At 41.2% G+C, this 15,682-nt stretch carries 12 protein-coding genes; 5 read left to right on the top strand and 7 right to left on the bottom strand.

Translation table 11 applies throughout. The annotated features are described in order from the left end of the window. Positions 1 to 65 precede the first annotated feature (65 nt). Both CDC37_RS18825 and CDC37_RS18820 read right to left on the bottom strand, forming a co-directional pair. The gene (locus CDC37_RS18825) at positions 66 to 1,970 is read right to left on the bottom strand and encodes a WD40 repeat domain-containing serine/threonine-protein kinase (RefSeq protein ID WP_096624061.1); all 1,905 of its coding nucleotides are present in this window, start codon (positions 1,968 to 1,970) and stop codon (positions 66 to 68) included. Positions 1,971 to 2,206: 236 nt separating this feature from the next. After that, positions 2,207 to 2,713: a hypothetical protein gene (locus CDC37_RS18820; protein WP_096624059.1), complete on the bottom strand. Its 507-nt coding sequence runs from the start codon at positions 2,711 to 2,713 to the stop codon at positions 2,207 to 2,209. 257 nt (positions 2,714 to 2,970) lie between these two features. Here CDC37_RS18820 and murJ point away from each other — a divergent pair, with 257 nt between their 5' ends. Continuing rightward, a complete protein-coding gene (murJ, locus tag CDC37_RS18815) occupies positions 2,971 to 4,605 on the top strand; it encodes a murein biosynthesis integral membrane protein MurJ (protein WP_096624057.1) in 1,635 nt (544 codons plus the stop codon). A 177-nt stretch (positions 4,606 to 4,782) separates the two neighbouring features. On the opposite strand, the gene CDC37_RS18810 is transcribed toward murJ, so the two are convergent. Both CDC37_RS18810 and CDC37_RS18805 read right to left on the bottom strand, forming a co-directional pair. Continuing rightward, the gene (locus tag CDC37_RS18810; RefSeq protein WP_096624055.1) at positions 4,783 to 7,440 is read right to left on the bottom strand and encodes an nSTAND1 domain-containing NTPase; all 2,658 of its coding nucleotides are present in this window, start codon (positions 7,438 to 7,440) and stop codon (positions 4,783 to 4,785) included. Next, complete coding sequence (locus CDC37_RS18805; protein WP_096624053.1) at positions 7,437 to 8,792, bottom strand: AAA family ATPase; 1,356 nt, start codon at positions 8,790 to 8,792, stop codon at positions 7,437 to 7,439. The genes CDC37_RS18810 and CDC37_RS18805 overlap by 4 nt, the downstream gene beginning before the upstream one ends. An 803-nt stretch (positions 8,793 to 9,595) precedes the next feature. On the opposite strand from CDC37_RS18805, the gene CDC37_RS18795 reads away from it, so the two are divergent. The 4 genes from CDC37_RS18795 (at position 9,596) to CDC37_RS18780 (ending at position 12,430) form a co-directional block, all read left to right on the top strand. After that, positions 9,596 to 10,135, top strand: coding sequence for a CAP domain-containing protein (locus CDC37_RS18795; RefSeq protein WP_096624049.1), 540 nt, complete (start codon positions 9,596 to 9,598; stop codon positions 10,133 to 10,135). Positions 10,136 to 10,455: 320 nt separating this feature from the next. Then, positions 10,456 to 11,085 carry a ribonuclease H-like domain-containing protein gene (locus CDC37_RS18790; RefSeq protein WP_096624047.1) on the top strand — a complete coding sequence of 210 codons (630 nt, stop codon included), beginning with the start codon at positions 10,456 to 10,458 and terminating at the stop codon, positions 11,083 to 11,085. A gap of 396 nt (positions 11,086 to 11,481) precedes the next feature. Further along, entirely contained in the window at positions 11,482 to 11,736 is a 255-nt protein-coding gene (locus CDC37_RS18785; protein WP_096624045.1) for a UPF0175 family protein, read from the top strand. A 202-nt stretch (positions 11,737 to 11,938) separates the two neighbouring features. Further along, a complete protein-coding gene (locus CDC37_RS18780) occupies positions 11,939 to 12,430 on the top strand; it encodes a hypothetical protein (RefSeq protein ID WP_096624043.1) in 492 nt (163 codons plus the stop codon). An 18-nt stretch (positions 12,431 to 12,448) separates the two neighbouring features. Here CDC37_RS18780 and CDC37_RS18775 read toward each other — a convergent pair whose 3' ends face one another. The 3 genes from CDC37_RS18775 to CDC37_RS18765 all read right to left on the bottom strand — a co-directional run bounded on the left by CDC37_RS18775 (position 12,449) and on the right by CDC37_RS18765 (position 15,678). Then, positions 12,449 to 13,159 (bottom strand): phosphoribosyltransferase, encoded by a 711-nt coding sequence (locus tag CDC37_RS18775; protein WP_096624041.1) that lies wholly within the window; start codon positions 13,157 to 13,159, stop codon positions 12,449 to 12,451. A 587-nt stretch (positions 13,160 to 13,746) separates the two neighbouring features. After that, complete coding sequence (locus tag CDC37_RS18770) at positions 13,747 to 14,364, bottom strand: NUDIX hydrolase (protein ID WP_096624039.1); 618 nt, start codon at positions 14,362 to 14,364, stop codon at positions 13,747 to 13,749. A gap of 108 nt (positions 14,365 to 14,472) precedes the next feature. Then, positions 14,473 to 15,678, bottom strand: coding sequence for a phosphoglycerate kinase (locus tag CDC37_RS18765; protein WP_096624037.1), 1,206 nt, complete (start codon positions 15,676 to 15,678; stop codon positions 14,473 to 14,475). Positions 15,679 to 15,682: the final 4 nt, after the last annotated feature.

Below are 15,682 nucleotides of genomic sequence, written 5' to 3'. Positions count from 1 at the left end.
AAAGGCGATGTATCGCGTTTCTCCCTACTCCCATCACGGTTTCACTATTTTTCCGCAATCCTTACCTACAAATATTCTCTTAAACGCCAGATTTTGATTGTACCGTCATCGCTAGCGCTAATTATATCACGGTGGTCGGGACTGATGGTCAAGGAAGTGATAGCTCGAACATGTCCGGTGAGGGTTTGGATTTCCCTATGATTGTTATTTATATCCCAGATTTTAATCATGCGATCGCGACTACCACTAATTAGTAAGTTACCCACGGGGTTGATGGTGATCGCTGTCACCCAATCCTGATGTCCAGTATAGGCACGGATGAATCTACCAGTACCCACATCAAAGGCCATAATACTACAATCCCGGCTGCAACTAAATAGGGTTTGGCCATCGGAACTAAAACAGACACCACTAACCCAATCGGTATGGTTATCTAAGGTATGCAATAGTCTCCCTTGATTCCCATCCCAGAGTTTGACGGTATGGTCTCGACTTGCGGTGGCAATAATTTGGGAATCTGGTGTAAAAGCAATACTTGTAATTGTATTTGTATGTCCCTTGAGGGTACGTAGACGGTGGGTTTTGAGGAAATCCCAAATTATGACTTGATTATCCCGTCCTCCACTGGCTAAAGTTTGTCCATCGGGACTAAGACTGAGTGCATAGATCGCATCTTTATGACCATTTAGTTGCTTGATGGAGTGATTATTTTGCCAATCCCAAAGGCGAATTTTTTTATCCAATCCACCACTAATCAAAGTTTGACCATCACTACTAAAGGCGATCGCACTAAACCAGGTAATATTACTTTTAAATAAACTGGGGGGGATAGAAAGGGTCTGTAATAAATTTCCCCCTTCGCGATGCCATATTTTAATCCGATTATCATCACTACCGCTAGCAATAATTTTGCCATCACGACTAACGGCGATCGCTCTCACGGTGGTAGTATGACCTGTAAGGGTGGAAATGCAACTCCAACCAGCATTTTGACGAACTGGGTTCACCGCAACTGTGGGAGCGCAAGCAACGGGATTTTGACTGATGATGGTGGATTTGAGATTAGCTGGATTATGGGTTTCCACATCCCCTAAGACATCTGCTGCGGATTGATAGCGATCGCCAACTCGATCTTTAATCAATCGATCCAAAATATCACTCAAGGCATTACTAACGGATTTACCCTGCTGTTGTAAATATTCCTTCCACGTCCACCGCGATTCCCAGGGATTGTAAAGCTGGTTGGGAAATGAACCCGTTAATAAATGTAAACAAGTTGCACCTAAAGCATATAAATCACTTGCAGGGTAAGCTTCACCAAAACGAATTTGTTCATCGGGAGCGTATCCAGGAGTACCAGCCATTGTCCCCCGCGCTCCACTAATTACCGTTCCCGCAGCCTGTTTAGAAACGCCAAAATCAATTAATACCAAGGCTTTATCATGTGTGCGTCGCATGATATTCTCTGGCTTGATATCTCGGTGGATAACACCATGTTCATGGATAAATTGCAACACGGGTAGGATATCCGCGAGAAATTGCCAGATTTCCTCTTCACTCAAGTTACCATGCGATCGCCATTCATTCAGCAAGTTCACGCCATTAACTAATTCCTGAATTAAGTACAAGCGTTTATCTTGTTCAAAATAAGCTAAAAGATTGGGGATGCGGTCGTGCTTTCCCAACTCATATAACCTGACTGCTTCTTGATTGAATAATTCTACAGCTTTTTTCAGTGCCACCGAATTTCCCTGAATTTCTGGAGATGGCAAAAACTGTTTAATCACACATTCTTCATTCATCCTATCGGTATCAATCGCTCGATAGGTGCGACCAAAACCCCCCTCACCCAATAGGGAAACCGCTTGATATCGCTCTTTCAAAAACAACTTTGTCCCACAAGTCAAACAAAAATTGATCCCATCGGGATTTTGCGGACGTTGACATTGGGGATTGAGACAATAGCTCATGGGGATTTTGGATTTGAGATTTTGGATTTTGGATTAAGTAATCTAGGAGACAGGAGAAAATTCACAGGAAATATACTTTACACTTACACTGTCAATCAGTGAGCTTTTTGTGGAGATGGTTAGTTCTTGAAGGTGAACTTCTGTATTTTCAGCAGGGGAGTGATAAGCCTTGAGTAATGGGTTGATTTTCCTACTAAGTGCTGATGTTAATTAAATAAACTTAGTGTATTCCAAGTCTAACTGGGTACAAAAGTTCCATAAACAATCATTAACCATAGACAAACACCGAAAATAATCCAAATTATCTCTCGAACACTAAATCCTTCATTTACGGGTAAATCCGGTTGTTCATGTTGCCAATAGTAATTTGCGGCACGGACTACACTGAGGAGGGGGAGAAACATCAATAACCCCAGATAGCCTATCCAGTTTTCCATCCGATACAAAACTACGAAAATCCAGTAAAATACTGTCACCCAGAAAGCCGAGGGTTTATGGCGATAGCCATAGGTTTCGGCTAGAGCGAAACAGCGTCGTGAAAGACCATAAATATAAAAAGGCAAAAATAGCGATCGCACCCACGGACGAATCTCTAGGTTTTCCCTTTGTTTAATCCCCTTCCACTGTTTGTGGGCCCAAGCAAACTGATATAGTCCGATTGTGAACACAAATAAAACAGAAAATTTCCATGTTGTCAATACATTTGAGTATCTACCCTTAGCTGGTAAATTGACTGATGCCATCGCTGAATTTTGAATAACGAGGTTTCCTAACCCTACTTACTACTAATTTACTGATAACAAGGCGAGAGGGGAAGGGGAAAAGTCAAAAAATTAACCTTTTTTGTGAAATTCTCCTCCAGCGCAACTTGGGTTACTAGATAATCCAAAATTCCAGGACATAACAAAAAAATGTGGGATTTTGCCTGACAGTAAGCCCAATATCAGGTTAAATAAGTCATGTGAAACGCCTATGTGTAAGCTGTCGGATTGGCAAAATTGTGACGAAAGAACAATCAAAACCTACTCGCTCCCTTGTTAGTATTGCGGGAATCGTAGCGGCCGCTACTTTGATTAGTAAAGTGGTGGGTCTGGTACGTCAATCGGCTATGGGAGCTGCTTTTAGTACTGGTGCGGTAGCGGATGCCTATAATTTCGCTTACGTAATTCCCGGTTTTCTATTGATTTTGTTGGGGGGTGTCAATGGCCCCTTTTATAGTGCAATTGTCAGTGTTTTAGCTAAACGCAAAAAGGAAGAGGCTGCACCCCTGGTTGAAACCATGACTACCCTTGTCGGGTGTGTGTTGATTGCTGTTTCCGTATTATTGGCGGTATTTGCTGGTAATATTCTTGACGTTACCACCCCTGGATTAAGCCAACGGGCTGATGGGGAAATTGTCCGCGCGATCGCAGTGCGACAGCTGCAAATCATGGCTCCAATGGCGGTACTTTCCGGGTTTATCGGTATTGGCTTTGGTACCCTGAATGTGGCTAATCAGTTTTGGCTACCTTCCATTAGCCCTTTGCTATCCAGTATTACGGTGGTAATTGCCATTGGCGTACTTTGGCTGCAATTAGGGGGGGATTTAGTTAGTTTAAGTAGTCCAGGGGCGAGTACTGATTTGTTATTATACGCCGGGAGTATCCTGGCTATTGGTACTTTAGCCGGAGCCGTACTCCAGTGGGTAGTACAATTATTTGCCCAAACTCGGGTGGGGATGGGTGCGTTTCGGCTCCGCTTCAATTTCCATGACCCAGGGGTACGGGAAATTATGCGGATTATGCTTCCTGCCACCTTTTCATCGGGAATGTTGTATATTAACTGGCAGGTTAATTCCATGTTTGCTTCCTATATTCCTGGTGCTGCATCGGGTTTAAATTATGCCAATTTACTAGTACAAACACCCCTGGGAGTTATTTCCAACATTGTTCTGGTTCCCCTATTACCCATTTTTTCCCAACTCGCAGCTCCAGAGGATTGGGGTAGTTTAAAACAACGTATTCGTCAAGGCTTAATTCTATCTGCCTTTACAATGCTACCTTTGGGGGGGATGATGATTGCCCTATCCCAACCCATAGTTAGGATAGTTTACGAACGGGGAGCATTTCAACAACAGGCTTCTGATTTAGTCGCATCCCTGCTGGTTGCCTATGGGGTAGGTATGTTTGTATACTTGGGTCGAGATGTGCTGGTGCGGGTATTTTATGCATTAGGTGATGCAGACACACCATTTAAAGTGAGTTTATTTAATATCTTCTTGAATATTTTCCTCGATTGGATTTTTATTAATCAATTCGGCGCACCCGGATTAGTACTGGCAACGGTTGGTGTAAATTTTACGTCAACGTTGATGCTGTTATACGTACTGAATCGGAAAATCAACGGTTTACCCCTTGTTACTTGGAGTTATCCCATCTTTGGTTTAACCGCAGCTAGTGTATTTGCTGGGTTTGTCAGTTATGGTACTTTGCTAGTTTGTGAAAGATTTTTAGGAACCCAAGGGTTATTAATTTTAATAATTCAACTGGGAATTTCAGGGTCTGTGGGGATGTTAGTATTTATGGCGATCGCATTATCGATGAAGTTACCTGAAGTCGATAAATTCCTCGCTCGATTCCTGAAAAAAGCCGGATAATCTAGGAACTCCCATTTTCGGAATTTCTCGCAAATCTCTCAAACTTTCCGGGAGTTGGGAGTAGGGAGTTAGGAGTAGTAGGAAAATCAACCCGTTGTTTAACACTGTAATGGATTACTTGTGAGAAATGCAGGATTGGCTGCAAATATCGGAAAATTGTAGGGAGTAGTGGGGAAATCAACCTCTTCTACTCCTGTTTTCTTTTACATCTAAAATTAAGTGTGTTTGAATAATTTCGTAGAGATAGGTGTAGGCAATTTGATATTCTTGATAATCCGTATTTTGTTTGATGATAATAATCCCAGCTAGGGACATAATGGTGATAATTGTCTCAATCTGGCTGAAATGGAATTGATGGGATAAATTTTGACGCAGTTTGGTTTCTAGTTCAGGATGAGGTTGGGGAAATGGGGTGAGGTTTCGTAATAATTGGATGGTAATTTCCCGGTTTTCCTGACCACATTCAGCAATAATTCCATATAAATAGCGAATGATTAAATGGGTGTGACAACCATATTTTTGATATTGACCCAGGGTTTTGATACCTTCTCTTTGCAGTTGGGTTGCAACTATTTGTAGTTGGAGGGGGGAAATTTGGTTATTATGGGTCAGGTCATTGATAATTTGCTGAATTAATTTCGCTTCAAAACCCAGATGGTGAGTTTGATTGAGGGTTGTGATTAATTGATAGGCGGTTTCCTTGGTCAGGGGTTGGAGATGGTAATAATTATCTTGGTTAGAGAGGTGATGGGAAAGGTGAGAAATGGATTTAATTTGACTGTCTTGCTGTAGAAAGGTGAGGAATTCGCTGCGGAGGGAAAAAATGAGTTTAATGGCTAATATATTTAAACATTTATTGATGAATTGTAAGAGTTTTTGTTTATGTTCGGGGCAAATCTCCTGGGAAAATAAATCCTCAAAGTGATCCAAAATAAAAACGAGACGAAAATTATGGTCGATGCAGGTTTGGAATATGCTAAAAATGTCATCTGGGGATTGGTACGAATTTCTGGATGTCGGGAAATTTTTGCAGTGATTTTTGATGGCTGGAGTTTGGGAAATAGCCGTGATAAAATTATCAATAAGAATGGTTTGCCAATTAGCATGGGGACGGATAACAATGGCAATTACCTTTTGAAAACCGATATTTTTACCCATCAAAGCCGGAATTAATCCGGCTGTAATTAGGGAAGTTTTACCAATACCAGAATTCCCATGCAAAATAATTAATTTGTAATCCGGTCGGGTGATTCTTTCGATGAGTTTGGCAATATCGCGAATACGTCCGGAAGCGGTGATTTCCTGAGCGATTTCTGGGGTATAGTCAATGCGGGAATTTATCCCTAACCATTGCATCATGAGCAACTTAGCGGGTTTGGGTGGTTGGAGACTATTGACACCGACGAAAGCATGAATCCTTTGTTGAGCCATGATTGAGTGCATTTCCTGTCGAATCAGAAACGCTTCTAAGTACTGACCAGATGTGCGATAATGCGATCGCAATTGGTGTAAAATTTTGAGGTATTCACGCCAGTTGTCGCTGATTCCCCAATTCCGAGCAATTTCTAGATAGCGAATCGCTAATTGGGTATTACCTAAACTATGTTCCACTTGAGCAAGTTGCAACAGGTAACGTCCCGTTAGGGGGGATGGAGTTTTTAATTGGGCTAAACTGTGGAGAGATTTGTGTAGGTATTCCTTCGCTGCTAAATGCTGTTGCTGTTGTAGCGCAACTGCTCCTAAAAATCCGTAGGCTTGAGCTACTCGCAGAGGGTTTCCATAGAGTTTTTGCAGGTCAATTGCTCGTTGGGAGACTTTTTCCAGGTCTGACCAGGATTCGAGTCGAAAGAGGATTGAACCTAGTAGGTTAATATATTTGGCAACTAAATAATCTAGTTGGTAGGACTGGAAGATATCTAAACAGGATTGAATTTGGGAACGAGCAATGTTTAAATAGGATACATATTGGGTATAGTGCTGATGATTTTGTTCCGCTAATTGGTAGTAGCACAAACTTAAGTAAAAGTGTAAAACCCCTGTGCGTAAATGGGGATGGTAAATCAAATTTTGACTATTTAAATACTGGGGAAAGTTTGATGACAATTGGGTTTGATGTTGCCAAAATTGCCAACTCGATTGAAAATAAGTTAATGCGAGGTCAATTTGCTGATACAGATAGGCTGTTTGAGCATTAGCAAAATCGATACAAGCTTGCAATTCTGGTGATATGGTGACATTCAGTTGTTGTAACTGCTCAACTGCGGTATTTATCTCTTGACGACGCAGATGTCCTAACTGCCAACCAATTGTATACTTATCAGATAACAAAGATGTGGAAAATAATGCATCGGTATTACGTTGCAAGAGGGAAATTAATTCAGAAACCGGAGGAGCAAATTCCAAGGTTGTCCCCCAGCTTTCCAAATCGCTAGCAACCCGCAATAATTGCTGCAACACCCCATCTGTCACCCACAGTACCACCGGGAAGGAAAATTGTTTGCGAAACTCCTCCCTAACTTGATTTGCAGCACTTAACATCATCTGCAAATCCCGTACCGACTCCAAATGCAACACCATCACCGCATCCGGTTGCTGTTGATCAACCTGTTCTCGAATCCGTTCATACAAAGTTCGATCCTGGGGTTGGAGTTGAACAACCTGGATATGCAAATTCGTCGTTTTTTGTAATCGTTTGAGAATACGCGATCGCAACCGTAGATAGTTACAACGTACCAACAGTAAGCGAAATTCTCCCTGACCTGCATTCAGTGTCCAGACTAATTCAGCTAAAGCTTCACTATAAACGGATAAATCGAATCGACGGGAACGACTCAAGTTGTTAACTCCTTTGCATCATTCAAGATGGGGTTCAAATCAAACCAAGATTCACCAAATTGATTGCGGTATTCAAATACCAAACGACTATGGATCAATGCTTGATATTCCCAATCACCCCGAACTGTTTTGCGTTGTTTCACCTGACGTAACAATTCCCATTCATCATCGGATATCTGCAAGGTCATCTCATTCCGACGAATCCTAATCAATGCTTCCAGGGTTTCTCCCCGTAACGGTAACTTTCTGTCCCGTTGAATCCAATTGTTCAACAACCGTAACAAATCCCGTACATGACCACCACTAATACAACACAAACGATCTAAGCTGTCTGTAGTATCAAATAATTCAGTGATTCTCCGTAATCTTTGCCAAGGAGATAAATCGGGAAAAGCTCGCGCTAGCACCATCTGACGCAATAGTTCAATCCCCGGTTCAAAACGCTGACCATCCCGCGTCATCACCGGAACCATCGGTAAAACCTTCGGGTCTTCCGGGAACCTTTGGGTCAAATTATTATAATCATTCGAGAACTTCAAAGCCAAGGGCATTGTGTAAACTAAATGACAATTTAACTGAGTTAAATACTCACTCTGGTCAATGTACAAATATTCTTGTTGCGGACGACCCCAGGGTTTCGGACGACTGTCAACCCGGTCTAAATTATCCACAATCACTACTAAACCTCGCTTCCCAGAATGTTTTAACTGGGCGATCGCGGGTTCAATTAATTCCTGATTAATGGCTGCGAGTAATTTGGTTTTTTGCGGACCCAGGTATTGATTTAAACGTTCCCGCAAAGTCGCATCACTCTTGGTTTTGGCGGTAATTTCCCCAATACCAAAAGAAAGGGAAAATCCTTCATCATCCGTACTTACCCCCAGCTCTGGCATCCCTGGCAACTTAAATTTAACATCACTTATCTCCGTATTTAAGACCGCGATCGCACCTCTTAACAAAGCCTTCAAGGTCTTCGGTTCCGCTAAGACCACCGTATCCAGACTTTGACTTACCCGTCGCGCGATCGCTAACAGGAAATCCCCCACATCCACATCGGCCATTTCTAAGTCCTGACTGGATTCAAAATAGACAACATGGAAACCAGCTTGAATTAAATCGGATTTTAAGTGTAATAATTCCGTCGATTTTCCACAACCAATATGACCGGTAAATAAACTACAGGTAGGAATATCAGGAGAGAAAAAAACAATATTTTCTTTGATTTCCTCAATAATTTTTCCTCCACGAACGGAAGAAAAATCTATATAGTATTTTTGGTCTTGTTCATTCTCAATCGACAGAGTTCGACTCGGATTAGTCGCTTGAAAGAAATCGCGAATATCGATAGTCATTCGATTTTGGATTTTAGATTTTGGATGACCGTAGAGACGACCCGTCGGGTCATCTCTACTATGGATTTTGGATTTTCGATTCAACCTACGGACAAATCCGAAAACTGTGAATATTCCGGATTATCTCAACAAACACAACTTCCGATAATTGGAATTACCTACCGAATGCAAGGAATTATCAATCCCGTAATTTACACCATCAAAAAAATATTAGTCAGTGCAAATACTCGTTTTTACCTAATGTTTACCTTCTCGATATCATCCTATATTTTTGATCCTCTAACTGTGTAGCAACAATAAATACATCTATCTAAAAATAAAAAATCCCCCTTCATTCTGCTTGAATAAAGAAGGATTTTATATAGCAATAGGACTTACGCACTCGTTATGCAAAATGTAATTTAAAATACTGTTTACTAAACTACGCTCTAGCCTGCTAAATGATTAGAAATTTTCTTCTAAATAGCTCATAGCTACTACTGTCACATACACCCCTATGACCCATAGGGGATCGAGGGAATCCGGTGTACACAGTACATATAGACGTACAGACGCGACACATCGCGTCTCTCCCTCTGCATCAAACAGTGTAAATACGGAACTTTATTTTTCCTTTGTGAAAATTTAATCATATATTATGGAATTCTTTACTGTCATCGGATTGTATTTCCTGAATGTTGACGGGAAAATCGTGATCTGAAAAGATTTTTTCATTCCGGAATACTGATACGCCTACGCGTATTTGCAATACAGATAGCCTGGGTTGTTTCGCGATAAATATAAACCTGACTAAACATAATCCTATGATTCGACAAACTGCTTATGGCATAGCCTTTGCTTCACTTGTACTTGCAAGCGGATTAGCATCTGCTCCGATTGCGGGTTACGAGAGTGCACACGACTCAACTCCGGTGGAACCTGTATTAATTGCAAAAGCGCAGCAAATGACAGCATCATTAAATCCCAATGAGTTAGAAAAATCCGTATTTAACAGAATTAACCAGTATCGAGAGAGTAAGGGATTAAGCAAACTCAGATTAGATAGCAGAATTTCCCAGCAAGCGAGAATTCATAGTCAGAATATGGCAAACCGTCGAGTTCCCTTTAGCCATAATGGATTTGAAGGTCGGGTTAAAGCCTTACCCATCAAATTTCGGAGTGCTGCGGAAAATGTGGCATTTAATCAAGGGTATGATGACCCCGTAGGAGAAGCTGTTCGGGGATGGATAAATAGCCATGAACACCACGTGAACATTAAGGGAAAATATAACTTAACTGGGGTTGGGGTAGCAATTAACCGCGATGGAGAGGTATATTTGACGCAGATATTTATTTATCAATAATTAGGTAGGATACACGTTGGACGTTGATATATTTCCCTGTTGTTTGACAGTTGACAGGTGACGGTTGACTTTTAAGTATTAACCATCTAAGAGGATGTTGGTCAAGTGTCAATAAATACTTTATCAAGCACTTCCAACGGTATATTTGTCGTTATCAACTACTCCCGATTCCCTTCTACCTACTCCCAAACAACGAGCTGATTAAGTATTAAAATCGACTTTATAAAACATATTTTAAAACATCCTCTAAAGGACAAGCTCAGTTGGTGAAGGTGGGAAGTATAATAGGGCTGAATATTCGGATACAGAAAAGAGGATAAATGACATCAGGGACTTTTCAGGTATGCGATCGCGATTTGAGTGATGAAATCTTATCCACCTACCTGAGTAAAGATGCGATCGCAGTGGATACGGAGACGATGGGGTTAGTACATGGACGGGATCGACTGTGTTTAGTGCAATTATGCGATCGCGACGGGAATGTGACCGTGGTGAGAATTATCCGTGGTCAAAATCAAGCAGCAAATTTACAAAAGCTATTGGAAGCGAGGGATATTACTAAAGTCTTCCACTATGCTAGATTTGATTTAGCGGCATTAAGAGCAAATTTACAAATTCAAGTACAGCCAGTATTTTGTACCAAGATAGCAAGTAAATTAGCACGTACCTACACCTCCAGTCACGGACTTAAAGCCCTCATCCAGGAATTAGAGCAGGTGGAGTTAGATAAAAGCGCTCAAAGTTCCGATTGGGGAAATGTCATGAACCTCACCCCAGAACAGTTAAATTATGCTGCTAACGATGTTAGATATCTATTAAGTGCCCGTGATAAATTAATTGAGATGTTAAAACGGGAAGAAAGATGGGAAATTGCTATTGAATGTTTTCGTTGTTTACCAACAATTGTGTCCCTGGATTTAATGCAGTTTTCTGGTATCTTTGAACATTAGTGAGTTCAATTCCTCTTTTTTGTCTGTAAATACCACAGTCCTAAATAATTTGTGAAATCTTATACGTAGGTATGTAGGGTTGTTAACGGTTAACAGTCACCAGTCATCAGCCAACAGCACGCTATTGTTCACTACTTAAATCGGATTGCTAGAGGTAAATAATCCGATTCATCCCGGATTAATCACGAATCCCGAAATAATTGCAATTTTCAAAATAGCAGCATGTGATGAAATTATACTCGCGATCGCAAAATATCAACACCACCTACTCCCACGGACTATTCCCTGGGAGTGTTTTTGTGAGAAATTCGGTAAAAATAGTTCCCAGATAAAATAGCTAATAGCCAACTGCTCGCAGTATATTCAATTTAAAGTGTTCTCAACTGGAGAAAAACGATGTCCTTACAACTAACGATAAACTACCCCGAAACATTACCTGATGCTGTTGGCAAAACCAGAGAACAATTTGAACAAGAATCAAAATGGGCAATGGCTGTTAAACTCTATGAAATGAAGCGTCTTTCCTCTGGGATGGCTGCTGCATTATTAGAAGTAGATCGAGTCACCTTTATTCTCAAACTAGGTGAGTATGGGGTTCCTTTGATTGACCTGAGTGAAGAGGAATTATTATCAGACATAGAAAATGCCTAATACCAGTCAAATTATTATTAACACTTCTTCCTGAATTACGTATATAAAACTTCAAAACCTTACATTTGTAATTTTTTGGGTCTTGTGAAAAGTGGAAAGGGAAAGCTTAAAACTATTCCCTACTGCCTACTCCCTATTCCCTATCCTTACTAAAAAGACTTTTTCCGCAGACCCGAATTAGTCAAAAATGGAGCTTTGATATATGAAATTAGCAGAATTACCAAAGCAAGTGATTGATGACCTTTCTCAAAAAGATAAGTGGCGTTTAGATATTGACCCTGGCTTTGATGCCAAACATGAATTTTGGATGAATTGGGGGCATTTTATTACTTTACCAGAAGAATCCTTTGCATATTATGAAAAAACCGAAGATGATTTGGCTGAGTTTATTAATTTTCATGGCTTAGACATACTGTTACCAGTCAGTCGTTCCCATCATCCCGATATTGAATTAATTCGTCTAATCCCTAGTGCTGACGGAAACACAGTTACGCTATATTTACATGATTCTTTCTATAAAGATTGGTTTACAACTGAGCAGGATGCACGGTATGGTTTTCTGGCTGTTGCTGACCGCTACAAGAAGTTTGGCTGTAATTTTTATTTAGCTAGTTACTATCATTTTTGCTATTTGATTAATGAAGATTATGAAGTTGCCAAACAAATCATGCGACGGAAATTAGCAAATCAGTAAAATTACCATTTTACCTATTTACCAATTCCCCACTCCCTGACTTTGTAAACAAGCTAAAGCTTCATCCGTTTCCACCTGGGGAAACTGCACATAAAAATTACTCACACTCATAAACCGATCCGGAGTTGCTAAAACAACCACACGATATTCAATTCCCCTTTTTGTCGCTTCCGGACAAGCAGAATTTAACCACGACATTAATTGTAAAGGTGCAACCGGTGCGCAAATCCAGATTTGAGCAGGTGCAAACCTTGCTAAAGCATTAGCTGCGGTGACAATCGTCATCCCCGTCGCAATTCCATCATCAACCAATAAAATGGTTGCACCTTGAGGGTTGACCTGGGGACAAAATGGACGAAAACGAGCTTCGATTTGTTGTGCTTTTACTAATGCTTGGTTAACAGCAATTTCTTGCCATTGGGAACGAGACATCGATGGCCAAAAACCATTTCGCATCCACTGCACATAACCTGATGCAGTTACAGCACCCACAGCCAATTCTGGATTGTCAGGATGGCTAATTTTCTTAGCTGCAATAATACTTAACGGACAATTTAACTTTTTGGCAACGGGTACAGCAACGGGTAAACCCCCCCGTGGTAAAGCGTAGACGATAGGTTTAGCTAAAACCCCGGTTTGTTGAGATTGCTGGTTTAATTGCTGATAAATCGCTTCAGCTAATTTTTCCCCAGCTTGGGTACGATTGATAAATAATGGGGTATTTAACATAATCTCCCCCTCTAGGACTATAGCCCTGAATATAGGGTGAATAGATTAATTATTTCAACGATAATCGATTAAGCTTTATTTTTATAGTGACTGAATTTTCCTGCAAATGGACTGGTTGGACACAATTTGCAATCATTTTCCACTACGAGTTTGCTCAAAAATACCCCACCCGTAATTTTGGGGTTCGTAGTAGTGGCTTTAGCGGTGAAAAAGTGTTAATATAATAGTGCTAAACTCGGATTTCTCACAAACTCCTAAAGCTTTCAGTGAGTAGGGAGTAGTAGGAAAATTAACCCATTACTCAAGGCTTATCACTCCCTTGTGAGAAATGTAGGTAAAGTGCTACTACGTGCCTTTTTCACTCATCAAAATTAATCTGGTCGAATATTACAGCAATCCTAATTTAAGTCGTGAAAAATAGCGTGCTGTTAACTGGTGACTGTTAACCGTTAACAACCCTAAATTTAAGATTTCACAAATCCCGCTCGGACTGCTGTCTTATTTCAAAATCCAAAATCCATAGACCCACGTAGTGCGGCTTCTCGCAGAGTAATCCAAAATCCAAAATCGAAAACGTTTCTTCCTTCCTAATCAAAATCAGTTGGTAAGTCGGGATGACGATAGTGGGTAAATAATCGTTTAATTTGCTGAGGTAAAACTCGATCGAAGGATAGCTCGGGGATTTCGTCTTCGGCAAAAAACTCTACTGCGTCTGTTTCTAGACTTGTTGTAGGAGTGCCTCCAGTAATTTCACAGAGGAAAAATAGTTTGTAAAGATGGTAGGGGAAGGGTGGATGTCCTTGCTTGATGCGGTCGTAGACAGCGAGGAGTTTTACCGCACGGGTTTTATAACCGGATTCTTCAAATACTTCTTTGGTGACAGCTTCACTTGGTGATTCGCCAATATCAGCCCAACCTCCAGGTAATGTCCACAGTCCATCGAATTTTTCTTGGACTAGGAGAATTTTATTATCACGGAAGACAGCTCCGCGGACATCGATTTTGGGGGTCGCATAGCCAACATCACCAGCAAATAAATCGCTGATAAAGCTTGGTTCCGTATCGGTATGGGTGGCGATAATTTCGGCGGCGATTTGGCTGATTTTTTCAAATCGTTCGACATCAAAGGGATTTTCGGTAAAAGCGAGACCATTTTGCGCGATCGCTTGCAGTTTTTGTGCCCAGTCTAGCCATTTTGGTTGCACGGTGTTTTCTTGGAAATAGATAAATAGGGACAGGTGTAGAAACGTAGCGATGCTACGTTTCTACATTATGGGAATTTGGAATTAGGTATCAGGCAATTCAATATGTGATTATGCGTCGTTTAAGGCCGCAATTCCAGGTAAAATTTTACCTTCTAGTAATTCTAGGCTAGCACCGCCACCTGTGGAAATATGACTCATTTGGTCGGCTAAACCAACTTTTTCAACGGCTGCAACGGAGTCTCCACCACCAATAATGGTAATTGCACCTTTTTTGCTGATATCAGCCAAAGTCCGAGCGATCGCTTCTGTCCCGACGGCGAATTTGTCGAATTCAAATACACCCATTGGTCCATTCCAAATTACCGTTTTACAATCGGCTAATGCTTCTTGGAAAACTTTGACTGAATCAGGACCAATATCCAATCCCATCCAACCATCGGGAATATTTTCGATGCTCACGGTTTGGGAATTAGCATCGGGTGCAAAGTTATCAGCCACAACCACATCCGTCGGAAGCAGGAATTCCACACCTTTTTCTTTAGCTTTTGCTTCTAGGGAGCGAGCTAAGTCCAACTTATCCTCTTCCACCAGGGATTTACCCACATTTAAACCCCTCGCTTTGTAGAAGGTGAAAATCATCCCACCACCGATAATCAGTTTGTCGCATTTTTCCAGTAAAGTTTCGATGACACCGATTTTACTAGAAACTTTAGAACCACCAACAATCGCTGCTAAAGGACGCTGGGGATTTGCGATCGCATTTTCCAAATACTGCAATTCCTTTTCAATCAAGTATCCAGCAACGGCAGGACTTAAATACTTGGTGACACCTTCGGTAGAAGCATGAGCGCGGTGGGCAGTACCAAAAGCATCATTGACATACAAATCAGCGTTTGCAGCCAATTTTTGGGCAAATTCCGGGTCATTTTTTTCCTCTTCAGCATAGAAGCGGACGTTTTCTAACATCGCCACTTGACCGTTAGCCAAACTATTGATTTTGGCAGCAACACTCTCACCAATACAATCGTCACACATCACGACTTCCTGACCCAATAATTCCGAAAGCCGTTTTGCCGCAGGAGTTAAGCGCATTTTTTCATTCACTTGACCCTTGGGACGACCAAAGTGACTAGCTAAAATAACTTTTGCACCCTTTTGCATTAAATCTTGAATCGTCGGTAGTGCCGCACGGATGCGAGTATCATCCGTAATATTTCCTGCATCATCCAAGGGTACATTAAAATCCACCCGAACAAAAGCCCGCTTTCCAGATAGCTCAGATGCAGATAAATTTGCTAAAGTTTTCTTTGACACGGCA

This window comes from Calothrix sp. NIES-3974 (assembly GCF_002368395.1).
Classification (GTDB): Bacteria; Cyanobacteriota; Cyanobacteriia; order Cyanobacteriales; family Nostocaceae; genus NIES-3974.
The sequence above is the reverse complement of the archived record's forward strand: the minus strand, read 5'-3'. Positions and strand labels throughout refer to the sequence as shown.